This is a genomic window from Streptomyces coelicoflavus (assembly GCF_003112555.1).
Lineage (GTDB): Bacteria > Actinomycetota > Actinomycetes > Streptomycetales > Streptomycetaceae > Streptomyces > Streptomyces coelicoflavus.
In genome coordinates this window covers 370,758-382,846 of record NZ_BEWB01000002.1, presented here as the reverse complement: position 1 = coordinate 382,846, position 12,089 = coordinate 370,758, and the positions used below count along the sequence as shown (strand labels likewise).

Genomic DNA, 12,089 nt, shown 5'->3' with positions numbered 1-12,089 from the left:
AAGGGGCTGAGGCGGTCGGCTCGGGGCGGGGGATTGGCTCAGGCGCCCGTGCCACCGCCGCCCGGCATGCCGGCGGCCGTGGTGATGACGTCGTCGACGAGGCCGTACTCCTTGGCCTCGAACGCGTCGAACCAGCGGTCGCGGTCCGAGTCGCGGGTGATCTGCTCGACCGACTGGCCGGTGTGCTGAGAGGTCAGCTCGGCCATGCGCTTCTTGGTGTGCAGCAGCCGCTCGGCGTGGATCTTGATGTCCGAGGCCGAACCGGCGAGGCCGGCGGAGGGCTGGTGGATGAGGATCTCGGCGTTCGGCAGCGCGAAGCGCTTGCCGGGGGTGCCCGCGCTGAGCAGGAACTGCCCCATGGAGGCCGCGAGACCCATCGCGATCGTCACCACGTCGTTCTTGATGTACTGCATGGTGTCGTAGATCGCCATACCGGCCGTGATCGAACCGCCCGGGCTGTTGATGTACAGGAAGATGTCCTTGTCCGGGTCGGCGGCAAGGAGCAGCAGCTGTGCGGTGATCTTGTTGGCGATGTCGTCGTCGACCGGCTGGCCGAGGAAGATGATCCGCTCGCCGAGCAGTCGGTTGTAGACCTGGTCGCCGAGGCCGCCACCGATGGAGGGCTCGCCGGCGGCTGAGGGCATCAGATTCGTCACGTATCCACCTGCTCGTCTTACGACGGCGCCGGGCCGTCTCACGTTTCCCTGCGGGGCTGGAGCCGCTTTCGGGGACTCCCCTGCCCTCGTATTCATGGACCCTAACGCGGTGACCCTCCGGTGCCATCCCGGTTCTGCGGGTGTTCGCCGGGGGCGTAGCGCTCCGCGGGGTGCGCGGATCCCCACCGCCGTAGCGGATCTGCCGGTTCCCGGGCCGCGGGCCGTCTGTGGCTGGTCGCGCAGGTCCCCGCGCCCCTTGCAGTGCTGTCCAGCCGTAAGCGAAAGGGCCCCGGCGTCGGAACGTCCGGGGCCCGTTTCACATCCGTCGGGGACGGCGCGAGGGGATCAGCCCTCGGTCTTCTCCTCGGCCTTGTCGTCGGCCTTCTCGGCGTCGGCGGCCTCGGTGGCGGGGGCCTCGGCGGCCTCCGTCTCCTCGTCCTCCTCGTCGTCCAGGTCGACGACCTCGCCGTTGGTGTCCTTGACCGTGGCCTTCTCGACCACGGAGGCCAGGGCCTTGCCGCGGGCGACCTCGCCGACGAGGAGCGGGACCTGGCCCTGCTCGACGACGGCCTGGGCGAACTGGTCGGGGGACATGCCGGAGGACGCGGCGCGGCGCATGAGGTGCTCGGTCAGCTCTTCCTGGCTGACGTTGTGCTTCTCCTGCTTGACCAGCTCGTCGAGGACGAACTGGGTCTTGATGCCCTTGACCGCGGCCTCGCGGGTCTCGGTCTCGAACTCCTCGGCGGTCTTGCCCTGGAGCTCGAGGTACTTCTCGAGGTCGAGACCCATCTGGCCGAGCTGGTGGTGCTCGAGGTTGTGCTTACGGGTGTTGATCTCGTCCTCGAGGAGCTTCTCGGGGACCGGGACCTCGACCAGCTCGAGCAGCTTGTCCAGGACGCGCTCCTGGGCCTGCGTGGCCTGGTCGTACTGCTTCATGTTGGCGAGGCGCTTGCGGCTGTCGGCCTGCAGCTCCTCCAGGGTGTCGAACTCCGAGGCGAGCTGCGCGAAGTCGTCGTCCAGCTCGGGCAGCTCGCGCGCGGCGACCTGGGTGACCTTGACGGTGACCTCGGCCTCCTTGCCGGCCGCCGAGCCGCCCTTGAGCTCGGAGGTGAAGGTGGCCTCGCCACCGGCCTCCAGGCCCTTCACGGCGTCGTCGATGCCGTCCAGCAGCTCGCCGGAGCCGATGGTGTAGGAGACGCCGTCGGCGACGCCGTCCTCGAGGACCTCGCCGTCGACCTTGGCCTGGAGGTCGATCGTGAGCACGTCGCCCTCGGCGGCGGCACGCTCGACCGGGGAGGTCGAGGCGAAGCGCTCGCGCAGCTGCTCCACCGACTTCTCGACGTCCTCGTCGGTGACCTCGACGGCGTCGACCTCGACCTCGATGCCGGAGTAGTCCGGGATCTCGATGGAGGGGCGGATGTCGACCTCGGCGGTGAAGTTCAGCGTCTCGCCGTCCTTCAGCTCCGTGATGTCGACCTCGGGCTGGCCGAGCGGGTTCAGCTCGGCCTCGTTGACCGCGTCGGTGTAGAACTTGGGAAGCGCGTCGTTGACCGCCTCCTCCAGAACCGCACCGCGGCCGAACCGCTGGTCGATGACCCGGGCCGGGATCTTGCCCTTGCGGAAGCCCTTCACCGTGACCTGCTGGTTGATCTTCTTGTACGCCGCGTCGAGGCTGTCCTTGAGCTCCTCGAAGGGCACCTCGACAGTGAGCCGAACCCGGGTCGGGTTCAGGGTCTCCACGGCGCTCTTCACGGTTCGGTCTCCTTGGTGGCTGACTTCTTGGGTTCTGCCGGAACCAGAGAGTGTCCGGCAAATTTCGCCGCCCGGAGACTTCAAACGCTGAGACACACGGGCGTGCAGCTTGCATAGTAACGGCAGCGACTACACGGCCCAAAAGGCGATCACTCGCACTCGTCGGGGAGGCCGGGGCGACCGACGGACGAACCGCCTGGGGGATCGGCGGACCGACCGGCGGATGGTGGTCGGGGTGGCGGGATTTGAACCCACGGCCTTCCGCTCCCAAAGCGGACGCGCTACCAAGCTGCGCCACACCCCGTCTGGTGCGAGACGTAGGGTACATGGCGCCAGGCACCGGGGGCCGCAGGGTTTCCCGGGCGTCGGTGAAGGTTCGGCGCGGACCGGAAGGGGTGTGCGCCGAGGGGCGGTGACCCGCTACGATGCGTACAGTGCCGCGGTCACCGACCTGCGGCGCGAGCTGTGCGGGCGTAGCTCAATGGTAGAGCCCCAGTCTTCCAAACTGGCTACGCGGGTTCGATTCCCGTCGCCCGCTCCGAGAGGCCTCCGGCCCGGTCCCCCAGGGATCGGGCCGGAGGCCTTCGTGCGATCCGGGGCCTGGATCCGGGGGCCTGGGTCCGGGGCCTAGAACTGGATCGAGTTGACCATGTCGGCTATCGAGTCCAGGAAGCGCTGGATGTCGTCGGCCATGCCCGTCGAGGCAAGGAAGAAGCCGAAGAGGACCGCGACGATCGCCGGCCCCGCCTTGATGGAGCCTCCCCGCAGCAGCACCACCAGGATGATCGCCAACAGCAGCACCACTGACAGCGAAATGGCCACAACTGATCACACCCTCGGTCGGTCCGCTCTCCCGGCCCGGAGGTGCGGCACCGCACACCCCCGCCAGAACCATCGTGCCACCAACCGGGCCCGGTCATGCGGCAGGTGACACATCGTCCGTCCGGTTCCGGCACCGGCACGCTCCCCCGCGCACGCGGGCGCATCCGGCTCCCGAGCCCCGTACGGAATTTCGATAGAACGTTCGTGCGGGGAATTACGGTCGCTTCGTTTCAATGCCCACACAACGCGTTCGCAGTTATTTCGAATTGTCGCGGCGGACACATCGGCAGGGACTTCGGCGAGTGCGTCGACAGGGTCATCACAGGGAGATCACAGGATCACCCACCGGCCCCGCAACCGCATTGAAGCGGACATTCCAGTGGAGTCGCCCGCCGCTCTTATGCGGCGTTTAGTCATGACGTGTCATGACAAGTGGGGTGCTCCAGACGGCGCTTCGGCGTGCGGCGGCATCAGGGGATGTGGGGGCCGTCACGCTCCCGGAGAGGCCGAGTTCCCCTAATACGGGGGTACTCGCACGGTACTCACACCGTACTCAAGACCCGAAATGCAGGAATGACGTCGAGGGTTTTACGGAATCACACGGAGAACGCTAGGGTGCCTCAGATGTTCTACGCTGCCTCGTCCCCCACCAGAGCAGCGAGGTCCTGTGACCACTCGCCGGGTTTTCGGCGGGGGGCTGCATGACTAGCTCGCTGCGATCCGACGGCGACCGGAAGTCGCCGTCCCCGCGCGCACAGCCGAGCCGGCAGCGCGACGCGTTCTTCGACAACGCCAAGTACCTGGCGATCGTGCTCGTCGGTGTGGGCCACGCCTGGGGCCAGATCCTGGACGGGAACCGGACCGTGGAGACCCTCTACCGGGTCCTGTACACGTTCCACATGCCGGCGTTCATCGTCATCTCCGGCTACTTCTCGCGCAGTTTCGATCTGAGCCCCAAGCGCGTCAAGCGGCTGATCACCGGTGTCGTCGTCCCGTACCTCGTCTTCGAGGTCGCCTACACGCTGCACCGCCGCGTCAGCGAGGACCCGCAGAGCGACTTCAGCCTGCTGGACCCGACCTACCTCCTGTGGTTCCTGTGCGCGCTGTTCGTCTGGCGGCTGACCACCCCCATCTGGCAGACGGTCCGCTGGCCGCTCCCGATCGCCCTCGCGATCGCCGCGCTGGCCTCCGTGACGCCGTCCGTCGGCAACGACCTGAACATGCAGCGCGTGCTCCAGTTCCTGCCGTGCTTCGTGCTGGGTCTGCTGCTGCGCCCCGAGCACTTCCAGCTGGTGCGGCGCCGCTCGGTGCGGATCTGGTCCGTGCCGGTGGTCGCGGCCGCGCTGGTGATCGGCTGGTGGTCGGTGCCGCGCATGGAGACCGGCTGGTTCTACCGCAACGCCGCCGTGCAGGACACGGGCGGCCCCTGGTGGTCCGGACCGGTTCTGACGCTGGCGCTCTTCGGCTGCTCCGTGGTGCTGAGCGCGTGCTTCTTCGCCTGGGTGCCCGGCCGCCGCATGTGGTTCACGGCCCTGGGCGCCGGCACGATCTACGGCTACCTGCTGCACGGCTTCCTGGTGAAGGAGGGCAGCTACACCGGCTGGTTCCAGCACTCCTTCCTGGACGAGCCGCTGGGCGAGATCGGGCTCACCGTCCTCGGCGCCACCGCCATCACCCTGCTGTGCACCAAGCCCGTCCAGCGGGTCATGCGGTACGTGGTCGAGCCGAAGATGGACTGGGCCTTCAAGGCGGACCCCGGCGACGCCGCCCGGGACCGGGAGAAGCGCGACAAGTCCGGCAGCGGGACGCGCGAGGCGTCCACCGAACCCGCCGCACCGAACGGCAGCGGCGAGAAGGTCTCCGTCTAGCGCCGCCGTTCATTCCCGGCCGGCCCGACCGAGAAGTGCGCGCATCCGCGTGTACTTCTCGGTCAGTCGTGTGCGGGTGGCCTCGTCGAGGACGGCGAGCCGCGCGGGGTCGGCGTTGTGCGCCAGGTCTGCCTCCTTGACCAGGAGTGCGCCGGGGGTGGCGAGGATCCGCGCGGCGTACGCCTCGAGCGGCTCCCCCGCCCGCTTGGTGAGGGCCAGGACGATGTCCTTGGTGCGGCGGCTCAGCGGCGCCTCCTCCAGCCACCGCTCGGTCAGCGCGTCGTCCTCGACGGCGTCGTGCAGCCAGGCGGCCGCGATCTGCTCGTCGTCGCCGCCGCGTCGCCGTACGCCCTCGGCGACGGCCCTCAGGTGTCCGGCGTACGGCCGGCCCGCCTTGTCGGTCTGTCCGGCGTGGGCGGCACGTGCGGTGGCCTCGACCTCGGCCAGGGTGAGCGGCGGGGCGGACGGTCCGGAGTCGTGGGACATGGACCCAGTATGTCGGCGCGGGCGCTCAGCCCGTCGCCGTCGCGGACTGGGCCGTCGGCCCCTCCCGGGAGATCAGCAGCAGCGCCCGGTCGTCGTTGACGTCCTTGGCCACCGCCTCGATCAGGTGCCAGGCGGCGCCGTGGAAGCCGCCGGCGACATAGCGGTCGGCCTCGCCGGTGAGGCGGTCGATGCCCTCGGCGATGTCCCGGTCGGAGGTCTCCACCAGGCCGTCGGTGAACAGCATCAGTACGTCTCCGGGGCGCAGGGTGCCCTTCACCTGGTCGAACTGCGCCCCGTCGTACACGCCGAGCAGCGGTCCCTCGGCGGACTTCTCCTCCCAGCGGCCGGTGCCCGCGCTGAGCTGGAGGCCCGGGGGATGTCCGGCGGAGTACAGCTCGTAGTCGCCGGAGTCGAGGTCCAGGACGAGGTGGATGGAGGTGGCGAACCCCTCGTCCCAGTCCTGGCGCAGCAGATAGCCGTTGGCGGCCGGCAGGAAGGCGTGCGGGGGGAGGCTGCCCAGGAGTCCGCCGAAGGCCCCCGACAGCAGCAGGGCGCGCGAGGCGGCGTCCATGCCCTTGCCGGAGACGTCGGTGAGCACGACCTCCAGGGTCCGGCCGCCGTTGGTGCGGGCCGCGACGACGAAGTCGCCGGAGAAGGACTGGCCGCCGGCCGGGCGCAGCGCCATCTCGCGATGCCAGCCCTTGGGCAGCTGGGGCAGCTTGCTCTGGACCCGGATGCGTTCGCGCAGGTCGAAGAGCATGGTGCCGCCGCGCCGCCAGGGCACGCCGACCCGGCTGCGGAACTGGGCGACGAGGAGCCCGAAGAACCCGCAGGCCGCGACGACGAGGACCACGCCGGGGGTGACCCGGGAAGGGCCCTCGGTGTACGGGCCCAGTTGCACGGACTCCACGATCAGCGCGGTGGCCGCCGCCGCGTACAGGCCGAGCAGGCTCGCCGGGCGCAGCAGCAGGCCGCCCGCGACGATCGGGATGACCAGCGCGGAGGGCGAGCACCACACGGAGTTGACCATCGTGGTGGCCGCGATGACGGGGATCGTGAGCAGCAGTCCGGCGAGCGCGATCCAGTCGGAGCCGTCGCCGCGGAAGTAGTCGACGGCGGATCGGCGCACGCCGACGCGGGCCCGGTGCCACTGCTTCTTCCACCGGGCCGTGAAGGTCTCGGCCTCCGCGCGCCGCTGCCGTCCTGCTGCCATTAGTTCGGGACCCTATCCATCGGACCGGCCGCTTGGCACGGGAGGTCCCACTTGTCCCCCGTCCGGGGCCGGACTTCACAGTGAACTTCACGAACGGCCGCCGCGCCGCAACCCCGCGGAAATTGTCTCGCCCCGCTCGCGCGGCCCTGGTACGCATGCCTCATGGGACGCACGACTGATGGCGGCGACGGTGTGACGACGACGGCCGCGGAGACGCGAGTGCCGCGGGTGCTGCGGCGCGAGGAGTGGGAGAGGTGGTACGGGACGCTGATCCGTGCCTTCGGAGGAATTCCGGGGCCGGACGAGGAGTTGGCGCTGTTCCGGGAACTGACGCAGGTCGACCGGTCGATCGGCGTGTGGGAGGGCGACGGGCCGAGCGAGGAGTGCGTCGGGACTGCGGGGGCGTTCGCCTTCCGGATGACCGTGCCGGGCGGCGCGCAGGTGCCCGCCGCGGGCGTGACCATGGTGAGCGTCGCCGCCACGCACCGGCGCCAAGGTGTGCTGACGTCGATGATGCGCCGGCAGCTGGACGACGTACGGTCCTGGGGCGAGCCGCTGGCGGTCCTGACGGCTTCCGAGCCGGCGATCTACGGCCGGTTCGGCTACGGCGCCGCGACCTTCGAGCTCGGCGCGGAGATCGACACGAGCCGGGTCCGGCTGTCGGTGCCGCCGGGCACGGACGACGTACGGCTGCGGTACGCGGCGCCCGCCGACGTGGTCGACGCGTGCGAGGCGGTCTACGCGCGGCTGGTGCCGGCGCGGCCCGGGATGCTGGCCCGGCGGCCCGGCTGGGAGCGGCTGGGACTGCTGGACCCGGAGAGCGGGCGGGACGGTGCCTCGCCCCTGCAGTGCGTGGTCGCCCGGCGGGGCGGCGAGGTCACCGGGTTCGCGCGGTTCCGGGTGCGGCCGGCCTGGGGGCCGGAAGGGCCCAAGGGCACGGTGGTCCTGGACGCCCTGGCCGGCCTCGATCCGGCGACCGAGGCGGCGTTGTGGCGGTTCCTGTACGACGTGGACCTGACCTCCACGCTGACGGTGCGGGGGCGGCCGGTCGACGAGGCGTGGCAGTACCAGGTGTCGGACGTACGGCGGTGCCGGCCGACGCTGCGGGACGCGTTGTACGTACGGCTGGTGGACGTCGGCGCGGCGCTGGCGGCGCGGACCTACCGGGCGCCGGTGGACGTGGTGTTCGAGGTCGAGGACGCCTTCTGCCCCTGGAACGAGGGGCGTTGGCGGCTGACCGGCGACGCGAAGGGGGCGTCCTGCGAGCGTACGACGGACGCCGCCGATCTCGCCCTGTCCGTGCGGGAGTTGGGGGCGGCGTATCTCGGGGGCGTGAGTCTCGGGGCGCTCGGTGCGGCGGGACGGGTGCGTGAGGTGCGGGCCGGGGCGCTGGCGGAGGCGTCGGCGGGGTTCGGGTCGGACGTGGCGCCGTGGCTGCCGCACGGGTTCTGAGCGCGGGCTCCTAGCGCTTCTGGCAGGCCGGGCACCAGAAGAGGTTGCGGGCGGCGAGGTCGGCGGTGCGGACCGGGCTGCCGCAGAGGTGGCAGGGCTGGTTCGCCCGGCGGTAGACGTAGACCTCGCCGCCGTGGTCGTCGACGCGGGGCGGGCGGCCCATGGCCTCGGGGGTGTGCTCGGGGCGGACGGTGTCGATGCGGTTGTTCCGTACGCCCTCGCGCATGAGGGCGGTGAGGTCCTGCCAGATCGCGTCCCACTCGGCGGGGGTGATGTCCTTGCCGGGGCGGTACGGGTCGATGCCGTGGCGGAAGAGGACCTCGGCGCGGTAGACGTTGCCCACGCCGGCGATGACCTTCTGGTCCATGAGCAGGGCGGCGATGGTGGTGCGGCTGCGGGAGATCCGGCGGTGGGCGGCCGCGGGGTCGGCGTCCGGGCGCAGGGGGTCGGGGCCGAGTCGGTCGTGTATCGCCTGCTTCTCCGGGTCCGTGATCAGGGCGCAGGTGGTGGGGCCGCGGAGGTCGACGTACGTGGTGTCGTCGAGCAGGCGGAGGCGGACGGTGTCCGTGGGCGGGGGTGCCGGGGCGGGGCCGAAGGTGACCTTGCCGAAGAGTCCGAGGTGGATGTGGACCCAATGGAGGTCGCCGAAGCCGAGGAAGAGGTGTTTGCCGTGGGCGTCGGCGCCGGTCAGGACGGTGCCGTCGAGGAGAGCGGCGGAGTCCGTGAACTTGCCCTGGGGGCTGGTGACGCGGACCGCCGTCCCGGCGAAGGCGGCGGTGTGGTCCTGCGCCAGCCGGTGGATCGTGTGCCCCTCTGGCACGTGCGGTGTCCTTTCCTGCCCTGCCTTTGCCCGTCCACCCGACTCGGTGGGGCAAGAGGCTCGAATCGTTCCGGGGCTCGACCCCGGACGCCGCCGGCGTTCTTCGCGTCGGCGGCGTCCGTGTGCCGGGGTCTTCCAGGGTCTTCTACTGCTGCGGGTGGTGGGCCGGGACCGGGGGGAGGTCGCCCGTGGTCTCGTAGGACGAGAGCATGTCGATCCGGCGGATGTGCCGTTCGTCGCCGGAGAACGGGGTGGCGAGGAAGGTCTCGACGAACTTCGTCGCCTCGTCCTGCGTGTGCATGCGGGCGCCGACCGCCACAACGTTGGCGTCGTTGTGCTGGCGGCCCAGCGCCGCCGTCTCCTCGCTCCAGGCCAGCGCCGCGCGCACGCCCTTCACCTTGTTCGCCGCGATCTGCTCGCCGTTGCCGGAGCCGCCGATCACGATGCCGAGGGCGCCCTGGTCCGCGGCCGTGCGCTCGGCGGCGCGCAGGCAGAAGGGCGGGTAGTCGTCCTGGGCGTCGTAGATGTGCGGGCCGCAGTCGACGGGCTCGTGGCCCGCTTCCCTGAGCCACTCGACGAGGTGGTTCTTGAGTTCGAAGCCCGCATGGTCCGAGCCGAGATACACGCGCATGCGTCGAGTGTGACACGGGGGCCGTAAGGCGGACTCCTCGGGTGGCAGCTGGGAAAAGAAGACGTAAAACTTTCGAACCTCAGGAAAAGCTCAAGTAACGATCCGGATTCAAAGGTTCCTGAATTCGTTCGCCTCCGTTTCACTGGTGCGGCTCGTACACCGCTCGTACGGGAAAGTGCTCGACCGGCGCAAAGGAAACCCTCCCCCCATGACTTCGCAGCCGACCCTGACCAAGCCCGAGGACGGGCCCGAGAACCCGTCGTCCCCCGGGTCCGGGCTTCAGGCCGGGCTCAAGAACCGCCATCTCACGATGATCGCCATCGGCGGCGTCATCGGGGCCGGGCTGTTCGTGGGGTCCAGTTCCGGAATCGCCACCGCGGGACCCGGCATCCTCCTCTCGTACGCCCTCGTCGGCACGCTCGTGGTGCTGGTGATGCGGATGCTCGGGGAGATGTCGGCCGCCAACCCGACCTCGGGTTCCTTCTCCGCCCACGCCGACCGGGCGCTCGGCCCCTGGGCCGGGTTCTCCATCGGCTGGCTCTACTGGTTCTTCTGGGTCGTGGTGCTGGCCGTGGAGGCGACCGCCGGGGCCAAGATCCTGGAGGGCTGGATACCCGCCGTGCCGCAGTGGGGGTGGGCGCTGATCGTGATGGTCGTGCTGACCGCCACCAACCTCGCCTCCGTCGGCTCCTACGGCGAGTTCGAGTTCTGGTTCGCCGGGATCAAGGTCGTCGCCATCGCCGCGTTCATCGTCGTCGGCGGGCTGGCCGTGTTCGGCGTGCTGCCCGGTGTGGACAGCGGGCAGGCGGGGCTCGGGAACCTGACGGAACACGGCGGGTTCCTGCCGAACGGGCCCGGGGCCGTCCTCACCGGTGTGCTGCTCGTGGTGTTCTCGTTCATGGGCAGCGAGATCCCCACGCTCGCCGCCGGCGAGTCCGAGGACCCGCAGCGGGCCGTCACCAAGGCGACCAACAGCATCATCTGGCGCATCGCCGTCTTCTACCTCGGCTCCATCTTCGTCGTGGTCGCGCTGCTGCCCTGGGACTCGCAGTCGATCGTCGACCAGGGCTCCTACGTCGCCGCCCTGGACTCGCTCGGGATCCCGAACGCCGGGCAGATCATGAACTTCATCGTGCTGACGTCGGTGCTGTCCTGCCTCAACTCGGGGCTCTACACGGCCTCCCGCATGGCGTTCTCGCTCGGCGAGCGCGGGGACGCGCCCAGGGCCTTCGCCCGGACCACCCGGCGCGGGGTGCCGCAGACGGCGATCCTGTCGTCCGTCGTCTTCGGCTTCGTCGCGGTCTTCTTCAACTACAAGTTCCCCGACACGGTCTTCCTCTTCCTGCTCAACTCCTCGGGTGCGGTGGCCCTCTTCGTCTGGCTGGCCATCTGCTTCTCACAGCTGCGGCTGCGGAAGATCATCCAGGCGGAGACGCCGGAGAAGCTGGTCGTGCGGATGTGGCTGTACCCGTATCTGACCTGGGCGGCCGCCGCGGTCATCGTGTTCGTGCTCGGCTACATGCTGACCGACACCGAGCACGACGGGCGCAGCACCGTGCTGCTGTCGCTGCTCGTCGCCGCGCTCGTCCTCGTCGTCGCCTTCGTCAAGCAGCGGATCACCGCGCGGAAGGCCGCCGCCGAGGAGGGGTGACCCGGCCGTCGCGGACGTACGAAAGAGGCTCGCCGGGGCGCTGTCCGCGCTCCGGCGAGCCTCTTTCGCGGGCCCGGTGGGCCTCTACCGCTTGTCGACCAGCTTCCAGGCGGTGGGCAGGACGCCCATCGCCAGCGCGGCCTTCAGCGCGTCGCCGATCAGGAACGGGGTGAGGCCGGCCGCGATCGCGGCGGTGAGGGACATGTCGGCGGCGAGGGCCAGGTACGGCACGCCGACGGCGTAGATGATCGCCTCGCCGAGCAGCATCGTGCCGGCCGTGCGCAGCATCGAGCGGTCGGCGCCGCGGCGGGCCAGCGCGCCCACGACCGTGACGGCGAGCAGCATGCCGAAGACGTAGCCGAGGGAGGGGGCGGCGGTGCCGGATCCGCCCTCCGCGAACCACGGCACGCCCGCCATGCCGACCAGGGCGTACAGCGCGAGCGAGAGGAGGCCGCGGCGGGCGCCGAGCGAGGTGCCGACGAGCAGCGCGGCGAAGGTCTGGCCGGTCACCGGCACCGGGGAGCCGGGCACGGGTACCGCGATCTGGGCGGCGAGGCCGGTGAGCACGGCGCCGCCCGCGACGAGCGCGACGTCCCGGACTCGGGAGGAGGGGATGAGGTCGGCGAGGACCTGCCCGGAGCGTCGGGCGGGGACGGCAGCGGTGCTCATGGGGACTCCGCGGTGGTGTGGACATGTCGGGACACCGCGACGCTATCCCAGCCGCCTGGAGCCGATCAC

General features: G+C 70.5%; 11 protein-coding genes and 2 tRNA genes. 4 read left to right on the top strand and 9 right to left on the bottom strand.

Features of this window, described 5'->3' with window-relative positions:
- Positions 1-38: 38 nt before the first annotated feature.
- From Sco07f_RS01970 to Sco07f_RS01960, 3 genes are all read right to left on the bottom strand, one after another.
- Complete coding sequence (locus Sco07f_RS01970; RefSeq protein ID WP_164251099.1) at positions 39-644, bottom strand: ATP-dependent Clp protease proteolytic subunit; 606 nt, start codon at positions 642-644, stop codon at positions 39-41.
- 357 nt (positions 645-1,001) lie between these two features.
- Positions 1,002-2,408: a trigger factor gene (tig, locus tag Sco07f_RS01965; protein WP_108986756.1), complete on the bottom strand. Its 1,407-nt coding sequence runs from the start codon at positions 2,406-2,408 to the stop codon at positions 1,002-1,004.
- Between the two features lie 227 nt (positions 2,409-2,635).
- A tRNA-Pro gene (locus Sco07f_RS01960) sits at positions 2,636-2,712 on the bottom strand.
- 163 nt (positions 2,713-2,875) lie between these two features.
- On the opposite strand from Sco07f_RS01960, the gene Sco07f_RS01955 reads away from it, so the two are divergent.
- A tRNA-Gly gene (locus tag Sco07f_RS01955) sits at positions 2,876-2,946 on the top strand.
- 89 nt (positions 2,947-3,035) lie between these two features.
- Here Sco07f_RS01955 and Sco07f_RS01950 read toward each other — a convergent pair.
- The gene (locus tag Sco07f_RS01950; protein ID WP_007449834.1) at positions 3,036-3,230 is read right to left on the bottom strand and encodes a hypothetical protein; all 195 of its coding nucleotides are present in this window, start codon (positions 3,228-3,230) and stop codon (positions 3,036-3,038) included.
- Between the two features lie 701 nt (positions 3,231-3,931).
- Between Sco07f_RS01950 and Sco07f_RS01945 the strand changes: the two genes are divergently transcribed.
- On the top strand, positions 3,932-5,098 hold the full coding sequence (locus tag Sco07f_RS01945) for an acyltransferase family protein (RefSeq protein ID WP_007449862.1): 1,167 nt from the start codon (positions 3,932-3,934) through the stop codon (positions 5,096-5,098).
- A 9-nt stretch (positions 5,099-5,107) separates the two neighbouring features.
- On the opposite strand, the gene Sco07f_RS01940 is transcribed toward Sco07f_RS01945, so the two are convergent.
- The gene (locus Sco07f_RS01940) at positions 5,108-5,584 is read right to left on the bottom strand and encodes an HD domain-containing protein (RefSeq protein ID WP_108986755.1); all 477 of its coding nucleotides are present in this window, start codon (positions 5,582-5,584) and stop codon (positions 5,108-5,110) included.
- Positions 5,585-5,609: 25 nt separating this feature from the next.
- Positions 5,610-6,797, bottom strand: a complete 1,188-nt coding sequence (locus Sco07f_RS01935; protein WP_007449836.1) for a PP2C family protein-serine/threonine phosphatase — start codon at positions 6,795-6,797, stop codon at positions 5,610-5,612.
- Positions 6,798-6,959: 162 nt separating this feature from the next.
- Between Sco07f_RS01935 and Sco07f_RS01930 the strand changes: the two genes are divergently transcribed.
- Positions 6,960-8,249: a GNAT family N-acetyltransferase gene (locus Sco07f_RS01930; RefSeq protein WP_007449863.1), complete on the top strand. Its 1,290-nt coding sequence runs from the start codon at positions 6,960-6,962 to the stop codon at positions 8,247-8,249.
- A 10-nt stretch (positions 8,250-8,259) separates the two neighbouring features.
- On the opposite strand, the gene Sco07f_RS01925 is transcribed toward Sco07f_RS01930, so the two are convergent.
- Entirely contained in the window at positions 8,260-9,069 is an 810-nt protein-coding gene (locus Sco07f_RS01925) for an Fpg/Nei family DNA glycosylase (RefSeq protein ID WP_108986754.1), read from the bottom strand.
- Positions 9,070-9,214: 145 nt separating this feature from the next.
- On the bottom strand, positions 9,215-9,700 hold the full coding sequence (locus Sco07f_RS01920) for a ribose-5-phosphate isomerase (RefSeq protein ID WP_087790950.1): 486 nt from the start codon (positions 9,698-9,700) through the stop codon (positions 9,215-9,217).
- Between the two features lie 208 nt (positions 9,701-9,908).
- On the opposite strand from Sco07f_RS01920, the gene Sco07f_RS01915 reads away from it, so the two are divergent.
- A complete protein-coding gene (locus tag Sco07f_RS01915; RefSeq protein ID WP_087790949.1) occupies positions 9,909-11,351 on the top strand; it encodes an amino acid permease in 1,443 nt (480 codons plus the stop codon).
- An 84-nt stretch (positions 11,352-11,435) separates the two neighbouring features.
- Here Sco07f_RS01915 and Sco07f_RS01910 read toward each other — a convergent pair whose 3' ends face one another.
- Positions 11,436-12,020, bottom strand: coding sequence for a biotin transporter BioY (locus Sco07f_RS01910; RefSeq protein WP_007449839.1), 585 nt, complete (start codon positions 12,018-12,020; stop codon positions 11,436-11,438).
- Positions 12,021-12,089 lie beyond the last annotated feature (69 nt).

Coding starts and splice junctions, on each gene's coding strand:
- Sco07f_RS01970 (WP_164251099.1), bottom strand. CDS start 644: ATGCCCTCAGCCGCCGGCGAGCCCTCCATCGGTGGCGGCCTCGGCGAC.
- Sco07f_RS01940 (WP_108986755.1), bottom strand. CDS start 5,584: ATGTCCCACGACTCCGGACCGTCCGCCCCGCCGCTCACCCTGGCCGAG.
- Sco07f_RS01920 (WP_087790950.1), bottom strand. CDS start 9,700: ATGCGCGTGTATCTCGGCTCGGACCATGCGGGCTTCGAACTCAAGAAC.
- Sco07f_RS01910 (WP_007449839.1), bottom strand. CDS start 12,020: ATGAGCACCGCTGCCGTCCCCGCCCGACGCTCCGGGCAGGTCCTCGCC.
- Sco07f_RS01945 (WP_007449862.1), top strand. CDS start 3,932: ATGACTAGCTCGCTGCGATCCGACGGCGACCGGAAGTCGCCGTCCCCG.
- Sco07f_RS01930 (WP_007449863.1), top strand. CDS start 6,960: ATGGGACGCACGACTGATGGCGGCGACGGTGTGACGACGACGGCCGCG.
- Sco07f_RS01935 (WP_007449836.1), bottom strand. CDS start 6,797: ATGGCAGCAGGACGGCAGCGGCGCGCGGAGGCCGAGACCTTCACGGCC.
- Sco07f_RS01915 (WP_087790949.1), top strand. CDS start 9,909: ATGACTTCGCAGCCGACCCTGACCAAGCCCGAGGACGGGCCCGAGAAC.